Below are 18,198 nucleotides of genomic sequence, written 5' to 3'. Positions count from 1 at the left end.
CATGTCAAAAAAGGAAGTCGGTGCTAAGAAGCCGGAGCGCTATGAGCTTGGTCGCGTGCGTGATCGAATCACGTTTCTATATTTAGAACATGCTAAGCTCAACCGGCAAGACAGCGCCATTCAAGTCATGGATCAACGAGGCATTGTTTACGTTCCCGCAGCGATACTGAGTGTGTTGATGCTTGGACCGGGTGTGGACGTGACGCATCGTGCCATGGAGTTGATTGGGGAATCTGGCCTAGGAGTCGTCTGGGTTGGAGAACGAGGCGTTCGTCAGTACGCGTATGGGCGTTCGTTGAACCATTCCTCAGCGTTACTTGAAGCGCAGGCTAAGTTAGTGTCAAACCAGCGGTCGCGGCTAATGGTGGCTCGTGAGATGTATCAGATGCGTTTTCCCAATGACGATGTTTCCCAACTAAGCATGCAGCAGTTGCGAGGAAAAGAAGGGGCACGGGTCCGTCAGGTTTATCTTGAGCAGTCACGGAGGACCGGTGTTGCTTGGTCTCATCGGGAGTATAATCCGGATGACTTTGATTCGGGAACGCCGATTAACAAGGCGTTAACGGCAGCGCATCAGGCAATTTATGGTCTGAGTTATAGTGTAATCGCCGCGCTAGGTGCCTCGGCGGGGTTAGGATTTGTCCACACGGGGCATGATCTATCCTTTGTGTATGATTTTGCCGATTTGTATAAAGCAGAATACTCTATTCCAATCGCTTTTAGTGTGGCCGAAAAGTTCGGGACCGATCCGGATATTGGCTCCAGAACACGGTTGGCCATGCGAGATGCCTTTGTAGATGGCAAACTGATCATTCGGATGGTAAAGGATTTGAAGGCTCTCCTAGGCATGCCAGCCGATGCTGAAGAAGCTGAGGTGGTTAGTCTGTGGGATGACCGTCTGGGCCTTCAAAAATTTGGCGTTCAGTATCATGAGCTGCAAGAAGATGATAGCCGATGATTGTCATCACCTTGACGAAGGTCCCTAAGTCGCTACGCGGGGATCTGACAAAGTGGTATCAAGAAATTCAGACAGGTGTTTACGTCGGTAATGTGAGCGCACGAATCCGAGATATGTTATGGGATAGAATCATGAAGAATATAGGCCATGGTGAAGCTACCATGGTCTATAATGCTAACAACGAATTTGGCTATCAATTCAGAACGACGCGTAAGGATCGGGAAGTCATCGATTTTGATGGTATTCCGCTGATGATGCATTTGAACGAAGCGAATGGGGCAGTTAAGCATGGATTCAGTGATGCTGCAAAATTCCATAAAGCCAAGGTCATGACGCGGAAGGTATCGCGAAGACCCCATCGTTCATCAGGATCAGCGATGGTCACGGTTGACCTGGAGACCACTGGATTGGATCCCACGAAGGATGAAATTATCTCAATCGGAGCCGTGAAACAGGAAAGCGGGGCCAAGGTGGAGCAGTTCTATAAGCTGGTTAAAATTAAGCAGTCTGTTCCACCTAAAATTACAGAGCTAACTAAAATAACTTCTGAGATGTTGAATTCGGATGGTGTTGGGTTGGCATCGAGCATGCAGGACCTGAGAGATTTTGTCGGAGACAGTGTGATTATTGGGTATAATTTACGATTTGATGAAGCATTTCTGACCAATGGTGCTAGAAAAGTTGATCAACCAGACTTTGCCAATCGAATGCTGGACTTGATGCCAGTGGTTAAGAAGGCCAATAAGTTTCTGGATAATTACCGACTACAAACGGTCATGGATGAATATGACATCAAAAATGAAGAGCCCCATAATTCGTTGGCAGATGCCCAAGCAACCTTTGAGTTGGCGACCAAGTTAATGGAAAAAGGGATTCTTGAGATTTGAGAATCGCGGTATAACTGCGTTTTCTTAGTGTATTCCCCACGCATGTGGGGTTGATCCCAAACGACTCGATTCCGAGCAACTGCTAAAAGAGTATTCCCCACGCATGTGGGGTTGATCCTGGGTACAAATTTACAAAAGTGGTTCAATCCTCGTATTCCCCACGCATGTGGGGTTGATCCTCCAAACATCACATGGTCTGAATATGATGTGCAGTATTCCCCACGCATGTGGGGTTGATCCTCCTGCAAGTAATCAGCGTCCTTGACGGCACTAGTATTCCCCACGCATGTGGGGTTGATCCTACCGCTGAATCTTGGGCCAACTGTGCATTCCAGTATTCCCCACGCATGTGGGGTTGATCCCGTGATCAATAATGGTTGCCGTCTTATTCGGTCGTATTCCCCACGCATGTGGGGTTGATCCTGCCACATAACGACATGGTCACCGAATATTTTCAGTATTCCCCACGCATGTGGGGTTGATCCTATATAGCAGAAAGAAAGCATTGATTTTAAATTGTATTCCCCACGCATGTGGGGTTGATCCTGGGGAGCCAAGATGGTCAAGAAAGTTAAGTCCGTATTCCCCACGCATGTGGGGTTGATCCCGGCAAAGCCGCCACCTTATAAGTGGCAAACGTGGTATTCCCCACGCATGTGGGGTTGATCCCGTTACGGAGATTCGCCGCCACTACTACGCGAGGTATTCCCCACGCATGTGGGGTTGATCCCACGGTGATGAATACCGCTGCTAAGGAATACCGGTATTCCCCACGCATGTGGGGTTGATCCTTAAGCCACTTCCATTTCTTTAGAATCTTGTACGTATTCCCCACGCATGTGGGGTTGATCCAAAGCCCGACTTAGCTAAATCCAGTCGGTTAAAGTATTCCCCACGCATGTGGGGTTGATCCTCATCTCCATGGCCACCTCCCATCTACAACGACGTATTCCCCACGCATGTGGGGTTGATCCTTTTCGGTGGATATGAATGAGATTCTGGAAACTGTATTCCCCACGCATGTGGGGTTGATCCCATCACTAAGCAGTTCAACCTCGATGAAAAGATGTATTCCCCACGCATGTGGAGTTGATCCTTCAACATCGTTAACAACGAATCCGTGACATTGGTATTCCCCACGCATGTGGGGTTGATCCTGACTTGAAAGGCTCGATGGTAGCAATTTGGGCGTATTCCCCACGCATGTGAGGTTGATTTTCAATAGTATAGTGACTTATTACCTAGTATTTTCTGTGCTAGGGAATGCAAAAGGGCCAACCCATAGATTGGCCCTTTTACTTTCAAAAATTATGCTCTCTAACTGGGGTGTAGTGTGTAAAAAAATGGGCGATAGAAAAGTGAGAGTAAACGCTTCGTCAAGGACGTTGCAACAATGGTAAAACAGCCAAAATCAATGGTGCCAAAATAAATTCGAGCAAAAGTTCAAGCAAGTCTGGAAGAACTCGTGACTCGCGGCCAGCGTAATCACGGATAGGCATCAGCGGCCAACCAGCCGCATAAATCATAGCCTTGGGAACAGATGGATTAGCTCCAGAAGTATGTTTAACAAGACTATTCTTAAGCCTTGCGAGAGGGACGTGAATCAAAGGGAATACTAGGTAACAGACGGTTAGGTACCATGAGGTGAAATTCCAGGTAAAGACAAATCTGCCCACGATAAATTGGCAATTTAATAAGATTAGGATAATGAACGCTGGCAGTGATTTTAGATATAAGGAAAGATACTTGAAAGCCTGGGTAGATTCTAAGCCTGCCAGGGGAGCGTTGGACATATGATAGGCATGTTTCATTGCTGCCACCTTCTTGTTTACGATTGTGGCAAGTATAGTTCCAATGGCAATGCCTGTAGTATTGCGACGGTGAGGTTTGTTACTTATCAAAGTGAACAGGCAGTTTTAATAAGCGAAAATTGACTGAAGCCAAACTGTCAGGCAAATAGCTTCGCATTCCGCCAGCGGCCGCGTACACTTATGTTATAAGTCTTTCGAAAGGGTGAAACATATGAAAATTGGTGTTGTGGGATCTGGAACGGTCGGCACGATTCTGACACAGACGTTTAGTCGCGGGGATAATGAAATTATTCTCAGCCATTCCCGGGGTGCGGCTAGTCTCGCGCCTCGGCGTGATGAGTTTGCGGCTAACGTTACCTTTGGTGAGGTAGCCGACGCCCTTCAGCAACCGCTTGTGATTGTTGCTGTACCATTTGGCATTGCCCCCGATGTGCTCCGCCAGGTCACGGATTATCAGCAGCGGATCGTCGTCGACGTGACCAATCAATTTACCGCCGACTTTAAGAAAATCGACACCCGGCCACTGACCGGTAGTGAAGTAATTGCGGCGGCGGCCAACAATGCACGCGTCATCAAGGCCTTTAACACCTTGCCGCATGAGCTAATGACGGGTAAAGTTGACGGTCCCGGTCGGCGCGTGCTGTTCTACGCTGGGGATGACAAGGACGCCAAGAAGACCTTTGTCGCATTGGTTAAGCCACTCAATTTCCGACCGGTTAACCTCGGTAAACTACGTCATGGTGGGAGTGTTATGCAAGTTGGCGGTGGACTGGGGCACACGGCCTTTGTCCAACTGGATGAAAATTTTGAATAGCTAAAATACCCGCAAGTGATGTTTCATGTGAAACATCACTTGCGAGTATTTTTTGATAGAGTGAGTGGCGCCAAATTGCCATCTAAACGCATGAGGTGGGATAACAGTGTAATTCCTTGTCGCTACCAGTTCGTCCCAGAGAGACAGTTTTTGTGGCCCATACCGCTTGGTCACGCCAACATTGAAGGAAGATAATTGCCCGCCTATATTATTTCACAAAGAAACAAATGCTGGGGACAACTTTAGCGTAATCAGGCAATAAAAGTGGTAAACTATGTAAGCGCTTCATGTTAATGCGTTTATTCATTCAACGCCAACTTTCTGAAAATGTAGGAGGCAGATTATGACAATTCCAAGTTTCACATTGAATGATGGCTGGGAGTTACCAGCAATTACCTTGGGGACCGCTCGTGTTCGTGGTGGGGCGGCCGTTAACCAATTTCAGATCGCCATTAATGACGGCTATCGAAGCATCGATAGCTCAACGAGTTACGATAACGAAGGTGCTGTCGGTGAGGCCATTCGCCGTTCCGGGGTACCACGTGCCGAGCTAGTGGTGACTTCGAAATTACCAGGTAAATATCATCGGTATGCCGACGCAACGACAGCAATTCAGGAGTCGCTGTATCGGATGGGTTTGGATTATTTTGACCTCTTCCTGATTCACTGGCCATTGCCGAAACAGGACCTATACGTGGAAGCCTGGCAAGCCATGATCGATGCCCAAAAGCGAGGCCTCATTCGGTCAATTGGTGTGTCCAATTTCGAACCGGAACATCTCGACCGAATCATTCAAGAGACCGGGGTGACGCCTTCCGTTAATCAGATCGAGGTTCATCCTTACTGGAACCAGGAGCGCATGGTCACCGCCAATCGCGAACGGGGAATTCTGACGGAAGCTTGGAGTCCACTCGGTCGGGGAAGCTCGGTCATCAAGGAACCTTTGATTCAATCACTGGCTGCCAAATACCACAAGAATGTCGTCCAAATTATTTTGCGTTGGCACCATCAACGCGGCATCGTTCCGTTACCACGGACGCATAACATCGCCCATCAACGGACAAATTTGGATATTTTTGACTTTCAATTAACAGATGACGAAATGGCCCAGATTGCGGCTTTAACTAAGGTTGAAGGCCGAGTAGTCGCTGGCCAAGATCCGAATGTTTATGAAGAATTTGAATAGGACTCACATAACCGCAGGAACTAAATAGGCATTTACCAGAAACGCGTAATCTGAGAGGGCTTCAGCTTTCTTAGGATTACGCGTTTTTAGGTTGTGCCGCACTAGAACTATCGTGGTATCTTAGAGCTATTGGCCAATTAATTTCAAAGGAGTGTTGCCATGTTAACCCTCACAGTTTAGCAGGATCGCGACCGCATCGCGGCCTATCCGCTGAGTGATCCGACCTTTACAGCGACCCCACAAACGGCGTTGGCCATCGCCATTGGTAATCCGGATCGACTACCGGTCATGATTTTAGCGGATACCGAACTCGTCGGGTTTCTAGTGCTTATCAAGAATGAAGATGTTCGAGAGGTGGGAGCCGACCCAGCCACGGCCGTCCTGATTCGTTCGTTGTCCATTTCGGAAACGCAGCGTGGTCAGGGCTTTGCCACCCAGGCGCTGCAGCTATTGCCGGCGTTTGTACGCCACCATTTTCCGGAGGCAACCACCTTGACCCTATCCGTCGATCACGGGAATTTCCCAGCCCAAAAGCTCTATGAAAAGGTGGGCTACACGGATACTGGTCGGCGGCGATTTGGTCCCTATGGTGAGCAGTATGTGCTGACACAGAACTTGTAAATGTAACCGCAGAATGTACACTTAAACAGTCAGTCAAAAAGGTCGGGATACCTCCGTAGTGAAGTATCCCGACTTTTTTGACTAACTAATTTTAAGGATGATTTTTCCGCGAGCGTGTCCGTTCTTAGCGTAAGCTAGCGCACGATTAAGTTCATCAAAATTAAAGCTGCGATCGATAATTGGGCGCAATTGCGCCTGTTCTATCAAGCGCGTTAATTCTGCCAGATCAGTGCCACTGGGCCACATGAAGAGAAAACGGTAGGCTACCTGTGTCTGCTTTTCCAAGTGATTTAGCCGATGCGTTGCAAGTCTGAAGAGGGTACGTTTCCATCGTGGGAGACCATATGCCTTTGCGAAACGGGCATTAGGCAAACCGGAGATGCTGACCACTTGGCCGCCTGGTTTGACGATTGAGAAGGCCTGCTCGAGATCTTTCCCACCTAGAGTATCAAATACTGCGTCGTAATCGGTCAGCGCATCCGCAAAATTCTCAGTATGGTAGTCGATGATGCGGTCGGCGCCCAACTTGCGAACGAGATCGAAATTTCGTGGGCTGGTTGTAGTCGCGACAATGGCACCGAGGCGCTTGGCCAACTGAATGGCTACTGTGCCAATGCCCCCCGCACCGGCTTGAATCAGTACGTGTTGGCCAGGCTTAATCTGTAGGATATCGTGGAGCGCCTGATAACTCGTCAAACCGACTAGTGGCATTGCGGCAGCCTCCTTGAAACTAAGATTACGGGGCTTTAACGCGATATCGGTAGCATCGACCGCCAAGTATTCCGCGAAGGTACCAATCCGGTTCTTGCGAGGCCGACCGTACACGGCGTCGCCGACTTTAAAGGTTGTGACGTCAGTGCCCACAGACACTACTTCGCCGGCAAAATCGCTGCCGATGATCAGTGGCATCTGGTAGGACAGTAATATTTTTAGGCCACCTGCCATCGTTTTCAGATCGATGGGGTTGATACTGGCAGCTTTGATTTTGACTAGCACATCGGTTGGTTGCGGTGTGGGCATGGCGACGGTCTTGATGGTGGGTGTGGCTTGCTGATAGTGAGTAATTACGGCGGCTTTCATAGTTTTGGACACGTTGTTTCGCACTCTTTTCCGTTTATATTTTCGAACGATTAAAGTGCATATTACCTAATTGGTTTAAAAATGTCAACGAATAAGTTTGAGACTAGTCATTGATACATCAAAGTTGACAAAGGGACGATAGCATGGTTTAATGGTTTAAAATAATAAACGACCAGGTGATATAAATTGTCGAATTTAACAAAATTAAAGCACGAGTTCACGCGTTCTAGCGACTTTCTAGTCGCACTGGGAGATCAGAAGCGTCAAGCGATTATCATTGCGCTACTGGATCAGAAGATTATCCATCGAGGACTTCAGGTTACCGACCTCATCGGCGTCACAGGGCTCTCGCGGCCAGCCGTGTCACACCATCTCAAAATTTTGAAGGACGTCCAGCTCGTCGACTATCGACGAGAGGGGACGAAGAATTTCTATTATCTCACGCATCAGACCAAAGCCATTGACCAATTGAAGACCCTCTTAGACCACGTTACGGAGACGATGACATGCAATCAAAACCTTTAAAGAAAATCCTAATTGTACTTACAAATACGACACGTTATGGCAATACGACCGACCCGACTGGATTGTGGCTGGGTGAAGCGACTGAATTTGCCCTGATTCTACAGCAGGCTGGCTATCAGATCGATTATGTCAGTCCTAAGGGCGGTTTCGTGCCGTTGGATCCGCGTAGCATGAAATACACTGATAGCGAAATTATGGCGTTCTATGAGACTGCCGACTTCCAACAGCGGGCGTTAACACATTCACTAGCGCCAACGCAAGTTGACCCGGCGGATTACGCCGCAATTTACTATGCTGGCGGTCATGGTGTCATGTGGGATTTCCCCGACAATCAGCCACTCCAGAGCCTCGCTGCCAGTATCTATGCCAATGGTGGCTACGTTACCGCCGTCTGTCATGGGATTGCGGGACTCCTAAACATTCAAACGGCATCCGGCGAGTATTTGATTGCTAACCGTAACGTCACCGGGTTTACCAAGTCCGAGGAGATTTTGGCTGGCAAGCAATCAGTCGTTCCATTTTTCAATCAAACAGTTGCTGAACAACGGGGGGCGACCTTCATGAAGCGCCGTGCCTACAAGGAATATGCCGTTCAGGATGGCCATCTGATTACCGGTCAGAATCCCTTTTCGGCCAAGGCAGTCGCCCGGTTGTTAGTTCAAAATTTGGCAAAATAAAACCACCTCCGTCGATTGGCGAAGGTGGTTTATTTCATGCAAAATTCTTATACAATACGCGGTTCAACCGTCCAAACTGATCCTCACGCCGATCCACCAGAGCATAATCCAGGTGCTCGTACAACCCCATGTGACGGGTCACGATGTAAAGACCTTCTATGTCGACCGCCTCCGCCGCGGTTTCCGCCTGCTGGACCAGCCGGAGACTGATCCCTTGGTGCCGGTAGTCTGGAGCAACGTAGACCGAGCTGACGAATGGTGAGTAGGGCGTGTCGGGCACGATATCCTCTGCCAGCAATGCGCAAAAGCCCGCCAATTGGTCATCAGTGGTAGCGTAGATGATACGCTCAAATGGCTGCCAGACTGCTGGCGTTTGCATACGTTTAGCTAAATGAGGACCCGCTGGCCAGTCGATGGCACCGATTTGGGTCGTCGCTTGAGGCCAGAGCGGACTGGTTGGGATTAAGACGTGGTAGGTAATCATGGCAATCTTTCCCTTTCAGTTAGGTTTAAGTTCGCAAGTATCCTTTTTCCTGATCCACAGCCATTTGAGCCGTCTTGTTCAGGTAGTTGAAGGGTTCACTGAAATTGGGTGAGAATAGCATGTCTAGCATGGCCAACTGGTCAATCGTACCGCCATTCTGCATGAGAGCCGAGACCGCATTGGCTGCCTGAGAGACATCGTGCTGACAGAGTAACTGAGCCCCCAGAACTTTGCGATTATTTCGATCGTAGACTAGTTCCATCATGACCGGATAGTGTTCTGGCATGAATTTAGGTCGGTAAGGGCCAGCGTAGAGGACGTGTGCCGCGTTCAGGTTGGCCGCCGTCGCTTGTTTCATCGTCAATCCAGTTCGGGCCAGTGTGTGGCCAAAGACCAAGACGCCAGTCGTGTTCTGAGTGCCAATCGTCCGCAGACGGCGTTCAAAAGCGTTGGTTCCCGCCAAGGCTCCTTGACGAACTGCGTGAGAAACTAACGGTGCGTAAATGGGCGCATTCGTCGCGTTATCGTGACTGACAGATGCGTCACCCGCGGCTAGAATATCGGGGTTGGAGGTCTGCATGTAGTCATCAGTCAAAATAGCACCGTTGGGAGCCATTTTGACCTGTCCATGCAACAGGTCCGTTTGCGGAATAATGCCAGCGCTGATGGCCGCCATATCAACCTTGAAGTTGCCCGCTTCAGTAGCTAGGCACAGTTTGCCCTCATCGGTATCTGCGAAGGCCGTCACACGGGTATGCCGCAGAACTTGGACGCCATGCGACCTCAAAAGTCTGGCGACTGCTTCGGATATTTCTGGCTCGACATACTGGTCGAGTAAATGCGTTGGTTGTTGGATTAACAGGACCTCGTGGCCAGTATTGGCATAACCTTCCGCCAGCTCGATACCAACGTAACCACCACCAATAATTGCTATGCGCTTCTGGTTGGTGCTATAATCACATAAACTATGTGCCTGATTGTAGGTCTTGCAGAGGAGTACCTTGGGATTTTCCACGCCTGGAATGGCTGGAATCGCGGTCAATGAACCGGTCGCCATGATTAATTTATCGTAGGTGTCGGTGGCCATCTCCTTGGTCGCCAGATTCTGAACCAACAAGGTGTGTTCCGAAGCGTTGACTCGGATGACATCATGGCTAATTTGCATAGTAACGCCTTCGTCGGCAAAATCATCTGGTTCGACATAACGGGCATCATCCAGCGACTTTACTGTGCCTTCAATATGTAAATAGGTTGCGCAAGAGAGATAAGAAATGGTTGACTGACGCTCGTAAACGGTAATTTCAGCGTCAGGATAATTTTTTAAAATTTGTTTAACAGCGGCAATACCCGCATGGGTACACCCAATGACGACAACTTTCAATGTCATCAATCCTTTCTTTTTGTAACACCACTTTAACTTTATTATAGTATACTTAGAATATAGTTCACGTAAAATATTTATTTAGGGGGGTACTTTTTTTGGAACCAGTCTACCGTTACTTTGTTCAGCCGCAAATCGACACCGATACGAAGACGATTTTTGGCTATGAACTCTTAATGAAACAGATGACACCGGAGGGTTGGCGCTTGCCGGAATCATTTTCAGCGATTGACCCGCAAATTACGGCGGATCTGTTGGTTGCAACGACAAGGGTACTCTCGCTAAAGGTGCGCTATTTATCGGTCAATGTCAATCGCGAACAACTGATGACTACGACCATTGCTAAGGCCATCATCAAAAGTCAGGAGCAACTTTACCCCACGAAACTCGTGGTTGAACTGACTGAAGATGACGGGCCTCAACAGTATACGATCGCCGACCTATTGCCGCAACTGAAGGCCTTTATCAATATGGGCATGCAGATTTCGTTGGACGACGTTGGGACCGGAGACAACTACTTCAAAGATATTCAGGAATTGTTGCCACTAGCGTCCGAGATTAAATTTGCGCTACAAAACTTCAATCGCGAGTTCAAAGATCCCCACATTCAGCAGAAGATTCGCTTCTGGCGCGCTATTAGTGCAGAGTATGGCTTGCGAATGGTATTGGAGGGCATCGAAGATCACGCTGACAATCGGTTGAGTAAGCAACTTGGAATTAAGCTGAAGCAGGGATATTACTTCAGTCGGCCCCAGTTGTTGAAATTACCGCAAGATACTTGTCCGGCTTAAACAATTAGATAATCATAGGCTAAGGAACACCGTTGTGGCGGTGTTCCTTAGCCTTTTTTATGGATGATGTGTTATAAATTTTTTTATAATTAAACACTACCAAAATAATTTATGCATTTGATGGTATTTGGGCGAGATTACCTGTATACTGATGGCAGATAATGTGACTAGGAAATTTGTGTGAGTCGTAATCACATGATAACTAATTGGCGTACTATCAAAGTGTAAGTGATTTCTATAAAATAAAGACTGGTTAATTTCGGACAGAATAGGTTGATTGCGCAACGGATTATTGATGAACTTTGTTAACATCTAATCCTGCAAAAGATGTGTATAAATTATGGCGATTCAAGGAAAGGATTATGGAAGAGGGATTGCAGCATGATGGGGAAATGGTGGTTACGCGTGCTGGTTGGGTTGTTGGCGCTAGTTGTCGTTATGGTTGGGGGCCAGGGAAATCAGCAGCTGGGAGATGCGCAGGCGGCAACTGGGATTCCAGGTAAAGGGTCGCCAAGTGGAACGCCAATTGGTATATTTGGCTTTTATTTCACTACAGGTTTCAGTTTACAGCCAGAGAATCGCTATACGTCGGTAAATCGGAGCGTCATGTTGACGACAACGACGGCTCATTCAATTTTGGGTAGTGTCGATCCTTTTGCAATTGATCACTTTCAGTGGTATCAGTCCACTAATGACGGTAAAACTTGGCAAAGCTTGAATAGTGATCAAAAGGCCGATCTTACGATTACACCGACCCAGGCGGGCACGGTTTATTACCAGCAGTCCTTTCAGTATTATTATTTATCATCGTTTCTTGCACCAATCTATTACTCGCGGGTTGCTGCCGTGACGACATTCCCCCAACCAATACCAGCGACGGGACTGAAGGTTACCAGCGATCAGAGTTATCTCTACAATAATCAGAGAAATGCCATGGTGACATACGTTCACGGCACGCCGACGCCAGCCACCGCGACGGGGAAATTGACGTGGACGAGTTCCGATGATCAGTTAGCGACGGTGAATGAGGCAACTGGTGAGGTGAAGGCTAATACGAGCGGGCAATCAGGAACGGTGGTTATTACGGGAACGATGACGAATGACGATGGGTCGACTGAGACAGATCAAGCTGCTATTGAAGTTGGTGGTGGTCTGGTGGTGGAACAACAGGTCGCTGAGGGCCAGACGGCAACCTTCAGCGTACAGGGGAGCTTTGCTGAGGCACCATCGACCGTTGTCTGGCACCGCATAATGGGCGGAAAGGATTCGGTCGTGACTAGCGAGAACAAGCTGAGCTATACCACACTGGCCACCAGTATGGCCGATGACCAAGCGCAGTACTATGCGGTTGTTACGATTAAGGCGCCAGATGGTAGCATGCAGAATATGACCACAAATCGGTCCAAACTGACGGTTATTCCTGATACAACGCCTAAAGTGACGATAACTAATCAGGTGGCAGATGTGACCGATAATACTGGCAACACGACGAGTGAGCTTACTAATATTCTCAGTGGGGATACTTGTAAGGTAACGGGGAGCTTCAGTGACGATAATCCTTATTCCAAGTTGACAGATGGAGAATTTTTGATCACACTGCCAACTGGTGTTCAGCCGGACATCACGGTGGATGGACAAGAGGCCCACTTTGGTAAATATCCCAGTGGTGATAACATGAAGGTGCTGGTCACCGGAGTTGATTTTTCAAAGACTAAAACCCATACCTTTAGCGTGACGTTCACGTCGAATCAGACTGACAACCGGACGATGAAAACCTGGGTAGATTTGAGCGGTGAGGATGCTCAACATAACAAGATCAATACCTATTCGGGAGCGCCACTGACACTGAAATTTACCGATGGGAAGCTCCATGCAGTGGCAAATGACGTGAATTTTGGCGAAATTACCACAACTAATCTGGGTCAGGAGATTCCAGGGATTGCCACCGGTGACGGTGATCTCTTGGATGTGACGGATAACCGACGTCATAAGACAGCGACGACGATTGACCTGCGGCAAGAAACGCCGTTCAGTAATGGACAGACGACTTTGACGGCTGGGTTAAGCTATGATGATGGTTTGGGACTGTCCTCCTTGTTGACGAATGCTGATCAGACAGTCGCCTCAGTTGCCAGTGGGATGCCTGTCCCGTCGATTGGGAAGAGTCATGGGGAGAACTTGAAGGTTAAGGTTGCAACACCGGACTTTCTCCCAGGAAAATATACGTCGCAATTGGATTGGACGTTTGTGACGGCACCCTAACGAGAGATGTTTCATGTGAAACATTGGTTAGGTGTGGGAGCCAGAATTGCTTGCCTTTATCCCGGCCGATTCGCGAAATTTCGTGAATCAGTGGTTGGATAGTATAATGATTAAGAATGACAAGTTTCAGCGGCGAAGTGCTGTCGCTGAGCCACTTAAACGGAATTTTTAATCAGAAACTAAAAGGAGCAATTCAACCATGAAGCACATCGTAACGGGTATCGTTGCCCACGTGGATGCCGGGAAGACTACCCTTTCCGAAGCGATGCTGTATCGCTCTGGCGCATTGCGGCAGTTGGGCCGCGTCGATAACGGCGATGCCTTCCTTGACCCCGATGATCTGGAGAAACAGCGGGGCATCACCATCTTTTCCCATCAGGCCAGCCTACAGCACGGCGACCTCGACTTAACACTACTGGACACTCCGGGACACGTGGACTTTGCTTCACAGACGGAGCAGGTGCTCAGCGTCCTGGACTACGCTATCTTAGTCGTCTCGGCTACCGATGGCATTCAGGGGTATACGCGGACCTTGTGGCGGTTACTGGACCACTACCAAGTGCCTACCTTTATTTTTGTGAATAAAATGGACGCCGATACCGCCGACCACGACCGGGTCTTGGCTCAGCTCCAGCAGGTGTTCTCTGCCGGCTGTATTGCGTTTAATGATGCAACCACGGCGGCAGGAAATATTCCAACTGATGCCTATGAAGATATCGCCATGCAAAATGATGACGTGCTCGAGAACTTTTTGGATGCTGGAACCGTGGCGGACGATACTGTGCGGCAAATGATTCAGCGGCGCGAGGTGTTCCCCTGTTACTTTGGGGCGGCCTTGAAGTTAGATGGAATTGACGACCTGCTGGCGGGACTGGAACAGTGGACACGTGAGCCCGAATACGCGGCAGAGTTTGGCGCGAAGGTCTTCAAAATTTCGCACGATGACAAGGGCGAACGGCTGACGTGGGTCCGCGTTACCGGGGGTGTCTTGGCCAATAAGGACGTTATCTTAGGCGAGCAGAAGGTCAATCAACTTCGGGTGTACAATGGCGCGAAGTTTACGATTCGGCCGTCCGTTGCGGCAGGAGAAGTGTGTGCGATTCCTAATTTGACAGGGACCCACCCTGGGCAGGGACTGGGCGAGCAGACCGCTGGCCGGTCGCCGGAAATTCAACCGGTGCTTAACTATACGCTTGATCCGCAGGGCCATGACATTCACGAGTGTCTGACAATTCTACAACAGTTGGAAGATGAAGACCCGCAGCTCCACGTGGCGTGGTCGAGCCACCTTCAAGAAATTCGCGTCCAGATTATGGGCGCAGTGCAGTTGGAGATTCTCCAGCAGATCTTACGCGAGCGGTTTAACCTCGACGTCGGCTTTGGCGAGGGGAGTATCCTCTACAAAGAAACGTTGACGCAAGGCGTGGAAGGTGTGGGGCATTTCGAACCGTTGCGGCACTATGCCGAGGTGCACTTGCTGATGCAACCAGCACCGCGGGGCAGCGGCGTGACGTTTGACGCGGACTGTGACCTGGAAGTGCTGGGAAAGAACTGGCAACATCAAGTGCTAACCAGTCTGCGGGCTAAGGAACATTTGGGCGTGTTAACGGGATCACCGCTAACGGATGTGAAGATTACGTTAGTTAGTGGCCGTGCCAGCATCGTCCACTCGGTCGGGGGCGACTTTCGGGAAGCTACCTGGCGCGCTGTTCGTCAGGGACTGATGATGGCACAGGCACAAGACCAGACCGAGTTACTAGAACCGTGGTATCGTTTCCGATTAGAGGTCGGTCAAGATCAAGTTGGCCGCGCCATGACGGATATTCAACGGATGCATGGGCGCTTTGAAACGCCGGATGCAACTGCTCCCTCGGCAACCGGGGATGGGATGAGTATCTTGACGGGAACGGCGCCCGTTTCTGAAATGCAGGGCTACGTCCAGGAGGTCAACGCCTACACGCATGGTCAGGGGCAGTTAGAGTGCTTGATTGACGGTTACCGTCCTTGCCACAACGCGGCAGAGGTCGTGACTAAACAGGCATACGACCCCGTCGGCGACCTGGAGAACACGCCGGGTTCCGTCTTCTGTGCGCATGGCGCGGGCTATCCGGTCCACTGGGATGACGTCCCGGGGATGGCACATGTGGATTATGTGTATACGGCGGATGCATTGGCGAAAATGTCTAACTAAGGCTAAGAGAGTGGCAGTTTCTATTAACCTCACGCTAAAAGAATAAATATAATCGTAACGATGTGATTTTTTCTAAAGATCACATCGTTTTTGTTGCTAACGACACCATATGTCAGGACGGTTTTGTATAATGAAGCCAGAAACGAGCGAGCCACGGCTAGTTTGTCTCGTACATACTCAGGAAAGTAGGGAAGTTCATGTTTAAAAAGATTATCTTATTAGGAACGCTAGCGGTATTGGGGACGGCTGGCGGAATGGTGCTCAACACGCAAAGTGCGGCTGCTAAATCCTATGGGTCACCCAAGACGTTGAAGGGCATCAAATACACCCACACCACGCCAAAGCGCGCACGAGGGACGTGGTACAACTGGGACAAGACTATCGGTGCCAACAAGATTGTCGTCAAGAAGCATCAGGTCAAGTGGTATTACCGGCAGCACAAACAGGGAAAGTGGCAGCATCAGCAAACCCTGACCGGCAAGAAGCTCTACGTTTACCGGCAGAAGCTAAATCACAAGCAGATGTTTGGTTTCTATGCGGCCTATCAGGATGATTTCAGCTTCTACTACACCGGAACTAAGAAGCTGAAGGGCAAGACCGTTAAGTACATGTCCGGCAATTATACCTATTACAAGGCATGGAAGTACGCGATTCGCTAGGAACAGCCAATGAGGAGGCGCCCATGGATGTGACGTTTAGCACCACCTTTGCCAAATCCTTACAAGTCATGCAACGGCAACCTGCACTGGGACTACAGCTGGATCTTCAGATTGGAGACCTTACGCGACTGACTAATGGTCAAAATCCTTTCTGGACGCTTAAATCCCAGTACACAGACCAGGCTGCCCAACAACTTTTCAAAGACGTTCAACAACGGCTGACCCGATTACAATCGGCAATTGCCAGTGGCGACGCACTACGAGTCTGGCGCAGTGAGACGGCGGAGGATCAACTGGGGTTTCTGTGGTTCTGCGATCAGCTTAAGGCGGTTGATGTGGCGGTTACCCAAGTCAAGGTACCGCTGGATTTTGCCTGCACAGTGCCGACGCCCTCTTATCAGGAATTTACTGGATTAGGTGAAATGGATCCGGAGCAGGTGCTGACGTGGCAGCTACCAGAGACCACAGTGACCCTAGCAGAGCGTTAAGCCTTTAGCTATGCCTGGCAATCACTCGCTACCGAAAATGCGGCCCTACGAGTTGTCCTGAATGGCCGGCCAACAAGCGTGCCAGCGGATTTCTTCGATACTTGGTTCTTACCCTATGTCCATAGCGAGCTACCGGTGGATGAAGTGTTTGGTCAGCTTCTGGAAGAGTTCCCGCCGGGGATGCCCACCTGGTGGCTGCAATCACGACTCACTAACTTGCGTAACCCTTGAGAGGATATTATTTTCTCTAGTGTTGAGGGGAATGGCTTGACCTTCCACCGGCCCTAAGGTGTAGGCTAAAGTCATTAAAAATTTAGGAGCGTGAGTGATTTTGACAAAAACATGGCTGATTACCGGGACTTCAACGGGTTTTGGGAAGTCTCTAGCAATTTATTTGGCACAGAAGGATGACGTGAACTTGGTCGCCACTGCCCGTCATACCGATCAATTGAGCTACCTGGATCAATACGATCACGGTCAGATTTTAAAGCAGACCTTGGACGTGACGAATCGCGATGAAATTGCGACGGCCGTCAAAGCCGCCACGGATAAATTTGGCAGTCTCGACGTTTTGATCAACAACGCCGGTTTGGGTTACTTTGGCACCTTCGAGGAAAGCGACCGGGACGCTGTCCGTTACATGTTCGACGTCAACGTCTGGGGGCTGGTCGACATGACCCGTGCCGTATTGCCAACGATGCGGAATCAAAAGGCCGGTATCATCGTAAACTTCTCTTCCGTTGCTGGTCTGGCTTCCTTCCCAACGCTGTCCTTCTATCATGGGACGAAGCACGCCGTGGAAGGAATTACGGATTCTCTGGCACAAGAAGTTGCTGACCAAGGTATCAAGTTCATGCTGATTGAACCAAGTGGCTTCCGGACCGACTGGGCAGGACGTTCTTCCCAAAAGGCGGAACCTAAGATTGCAGCGTACCAGAAATTTGCGGACAACATTGAGGAAAGTGCCACTGGCGCCCATCACGAGCCAGGAGACCCCGACAAGGCCGCTGCCATTATCTACGACCAAGTCACAAACCACGCGGCTGATTTGCCATTGCACTTACCATTGGGCAAGTTCGCATCCGATATGGCTATCGCTAAATACGAAAAGTCATTGGGTGAATTCAAGGCCGAACGTGACCTCTCCATTTCCGCAGATCAACCAGAATAGATAAGATTTTAGCCACCGTGAGCGAATCCGCCACGGTGGCTTTTTTGTTGCGAACGTTGTTATTAATAATTATTAATAATAAAATATTGGCATGTAATAATCCTACTATGGTGTGCGTTGTAACGTTTTACCAAAAGTCCTTGCCCTTCCGTCAGCAATCCTGTAAACTGACAATTACACAAATTATGCAAACGCTTTAACGATTAAGGAGT

17 protein-coding genes, 1 pseudogene and 1 CRISPR repeat array are annotated in these 18,198 nt (G+C 49.3%); of the genes and pseudogenes, 14 read left to right on the top strand and 4 right to left on the bottom strand.

The features are described 5' to 3' along the window. The first annotated feature begins 1 nt into the window (after position 1). Positions 2 to 958 (top strand): type I-E CRISPR-associated endonuclease Cas1e, encoded by a 957-nt coding sequence (gene cas1e / locus EKM73_RS01935; RefSeq protein WP_125700303.1) that lies wholly within the window; start codon positions 2 to 4, stop codon positions 956 to 958. Further along, positions 955 to 1,845, top strand: coding sequence for a type I-E CRISPR-associated endoribonuclease Cas2e (cas2e, locus tag EKM73_RS01930; RefSeq protein WP_125700302.1), 891 nt, complete (start codon positions 955 to 957; stop codon positions 1,843 to 1,845). The genes cas1e and cas2e overlap by 4 nt, the downstream gene beginning before the upstream one ends. A gap of 29 nt (positions 1,846 to 1,874) precedes the next feature. Then, positions 1,875 to 3,063: a CRISPR direct-repeat array (repeat unit 28 nt; unit sequence GTATTCCCCACGCATGTGGGGTTGATCC). Positions 3,064 to 3,221: 158 nt separating this feature from the next. Here cas2e and EKM73_RS01925 read toward each other — a convergent pair. Further along, positions 3,222 to 3,656, bottom strand: coding sequence for a hypothetical protein (locus EKM73_RS01925; RefSeq protein ID WP_125700301.1), 435 nt, complete (start codon positions 3,654 to 3,656; stop codon positions 3,222 to 3,224). Between the two features lie 211 nt (positions 3,657 to 3,867). On the opposite strand from EKM73_RS01925, the gene EKM73_RS01920 reads away from it, so the two are divergent. The 3 genes from EKM73_RS01920 to EKM73_RS01910 all read left to right on the top strand — a co-directional run bounded on the left by EKM73_RS01920 (position 3,868) and on the right by EKM73_RS01910 (position 6,277). Next, on the top strand, positions 3,868 to 4,470 hold the full coding sequence (locus EKM73_RS01920; protein WP_125700350.1) for an NADPH-dependent F420 reductase: 603 nt from the start codon (positions 3,868 to 3,870) through the stop codon (positions 4,468 to 4,470). Positions 4,471 to 4,813: 343 nt separating this feature from the next. Next, on the top strand, positions 4,814 to 5,656 hold the full coding sequence (locus EKM73_RS01915; RefSeq protein WP_125700300.1) for an aldo/keto reductase: 843 nt from the start codon (positions 4,814 to 4,816) through the stop codon (positions 5,654 to 5,656). A 249-nt stretch (positions 5,657 to 5,905) separates the two neighbouring features. After that, a complete protein-coding gene (locus EKM73_RS01910; protein WP_164508822.1) occupies positions 5,906 to 6,277 on the top strand; it encodes a GNAT family N-acetyltransferase in 372 nt (123 codons plus the stop codon). An 81-nt stretch (positions 6,278 to 6,358) separates the two neighbouring features. Here the strand turns inward: EKM73_RS01910 and EKM73_RS01905 are convergent, their stop codons facing one another. Next, a complete protein-coding gene (locus tag EKM73_RS01905; protein ID WP_125700298.1) occupies positions 6,359 to 7,357 on the bottom strand; it encodes an NADP-dependent oxidoreductase in 999 nt (332 codons plus the stop codon). Between the two features lie 186 nt (positions 7,358 to 7,543). Here EKM73_RS01905 and EKM73_RS01900 point away from each other — a divergent pair, with 186 nt between their 5' ends. Together EKM73_RS01900 and EKM73_RS01895 are read left to right on the top strand one after the other, a co-directional pair. Further along, a complete protein-coding gene (locus tag EKM73_RS01900; RefSeq protein ID WP_125700297.1) occupies positions 7,544 to 7,882 on the top strand; it encodes an ArsR/SmtB family transcription factor in 339 nt (112 codons plus the stop codon). Beyond that, positions 7,864 to 8,559, top strand: a complete 696-nt coding sequence (locus EKM73_RS01895; protein WP_125700296.1) for a type 1 glutamine amidotransferase domain-containing protein — start codon at positions 7,864 to 7,866, stop codon at positions 8,557 to 8,559. The genes EKM73_RS01900 and EKM73_RS01895 overlap by 19 nt, the downstream gene beginning before the upstream one ends. 34 nt (positions 8,560 to 8,593) lie before the next feature. Here the strand turns inward: EKM73_RS01895 and EKM73_RS01890 are convergent, their stop codons facing one another. Together EKM73_RS01890 and EKM73_RS01885 are read right to left on the bottom strand one after the other, a co-directional pair. Beyond that, complete coding sequence (locus EKM73_RS01890; RefSeq protein WP_125700295.1) at positions 8,594 to 9,043, bottom strand: GNAT family N-acetyltransferase; 450 nt, start codon at positions 9,041 to 9,043, stop codon at positions 8,594 to 8,596. Positions 9,044 to 9,068: 25 nt separating this feature from the next. Further along, positions 9,069 to 10,430, bottom strand: a complete 1,362-nt coding sequence (locus EKM73_RS01885; protein ID WP_125700294.1) for an FAD-dependent oxidoreductase — start codon at positions 10,428 to 10,430, stop codon at positions 9,069 to 9,071. A gap of 92 nt (positions 10,431 to 10,522) precedes the next feature. Here EKM73_RS01885 and EKM73_RS01880 point away from each other — a divergent pair, with 92 nt between their 5' ends. From EKM73_RS01880 to EKM73_RS01850, 7 genes and pseudogenes are all read left to right on the top strand, one after another. Further along, positions 10,523 to 11,215 carry an EAL domain-containing protein gene (locus EKM73_RS01880; protein WP_125700293.1) on the top strand — a complete coding sequence of 231 codons (693 nt, stop codon included), beginning with the start codon at positions 10,523 to 10,525 and terminating at the stop codon, positions 11,213 to 11,215. A 381-nt stretch (positions 11,216 to 11,596) separates the two neighbouring features. Then, positions 11,597 to 13,477, top strand: coding sequence for a hypothetical protein (locus tag EKM73_RS01875; RefSeq protein ID WP_125700292.1), 1,881 nt, complete (start codon positions 11,597 to 11,599; stop codon positions 13,475 to 13,477). Between the two features lie 199 nt (positions 13,478 to 13,676). After that, positions 13,677 to 15,668, top strand: coding sequence for an elongation factor G (locus tag EKM73_RS01870; RefSeq protein ID WP_125700291.1), 1,992 nt, complete (start codon positions 13,677 to 13,679; stop codon positions 15,666 to 15,668). Between the two features lie 197 nt (positions 15,669 to 15,865). Beyond that, positions 15,866 to 16,327: a hypothetical protein gene (locus EKM73_RS01865; RefSeq protein WP_125700290.1), complete on the top strand. Its 462-nt coding sequence runs from the start codon at positions 15,866 to 15,868 to the stop codon at positions 16,325 to 16,327. Between the two features lie 23 nt (positions 16,328 to 16,350). Further along, positions 16,351 to 16,815: a DUF1835 domain-containing protein gene (locus tag EKM73_RS01860; protein ID WP_164508820.1), complete on the top strand. Its 465-nt coding sequence runs from the start codon at positions 16,351 to 16,353 to the stop codon at positions 16,813 to 16,815. A gap of 18 nt (positions 16,816 to 16,833) precedes the next feature. Further along, positions 16,834 to 17,046: pseudogene (locus tag EKM73_RS13025) on the top strand (DUF3658 domain-containing protein); the annotation flags it as partial. A gap of 97 nt (positions 17,047 to 17,143) precedes the next feature. Next, complete coding sequence (locus tag EKM73_RS01850) at positions 17,144 to 17,986, top strand: SDR family NAD(P)-dependent oxidoreductase (RefSeq protein WP_125700349.1); 843 nt, start codon at positions 17,144 to 17,146, stop codon at positions 17,984 to 17,986. Positions 17,987 to 18,198 lie beyond the last annotated feature (212 nt).

It is taken from the genome of Levilactobacillus fuyuanensis (assembly GCF_003946395.1).
Classification (GTDB): domain Bacteria; phylum Bacillota; class Bacilli; order Lactobacillales; family Lactobacillaceae; genus Levilactobacillus; species Levilactobacillus fuyuanensis.
The sequence above is the reverse complement of the archived record's forward strand: the minus strand, read 5'-3'. Positions and strand labels throughout refer to the sequence as shown.